This is a genomic window from Streptomyces sp. NRRL F-2664 (assembly GCF_000719345.1).
Lineage (GTDB): Bacteria > Actinomycetota > Actinomycetes > Streptomycetales > Streptomycetaceae > Streptomyces.
This window is the reverse complement of record NZ_JOFX01000316.1, coordinates 1-563: the sequence shown is the minus strand read 5'-3', so window position 1 is coordinate 563 and position 563 is coordinate 1. Positions and strand designations below refer to the sequence as shown.

Annotated in this window: 1 protein-coding gene; it reads right to left on the bottom strand. The window is 72.8% G+C overall.

Annotation, left to right across the window (positions count from 1 at the left end; translation table 11 throughout):
• A partial coding sequence (locus tag IF89_RS46805) for a transposase (protein ID WP_199820670.1) occupies positions 1–522 on the bottom strand: 522 nt, incomplete at its 3' end.
• Positions 523–563 lie beyond the last annotated feature (41 nt).

Genomic DNA, 563 nt, shown 5'->3' with positions numbered 1-563 from the left:
CCGCCACTGGCCGGCGGCGGTCAGCCGCTCGACGACCTCGCGGATCTGCACGGTGGTCACGGCGGCGACGTCGGCGCCGGGCTGAAGGCGGACCGCGTCCAGCACCGCCGTCCAGGACGTGCGGCCACTCTCCAGCGCGGCCACCACCGAGTAGGGCCAGCCGGGCACCATCTGGTGTTTGCCCACCCCTGCCGAAGGTGTGGCAGAAGGCCCGGTCGGCACACGTGTTGGCGTCCGGCAGCAGCCACGGCGAGACATCCACCGCCAGCACGAGCCGGCCGTCCGCCGCGCCCTCGGCAGCGGCACCCCGGCCAGGGCCCGCCGCAGCCGGGCGACATCGATCCGGCCCTGGTTGAGCCCGCCGCACAGAGCCCCGTGACCACGGCGGTGCTCGGGCGCGAGCGCGAGATCGACCAGCGTCCGCACCGGCCCGTCCGTACACAGCAGCGCATCACACAACTCGAACAACGCGTCGCCCCGTGCGGTCAGACACGCGTACAGCTCTGACCGGAAGCGTGGCACTTCCGCGAACGCTCCCGCAAGACGCCCTGATACACCAGACT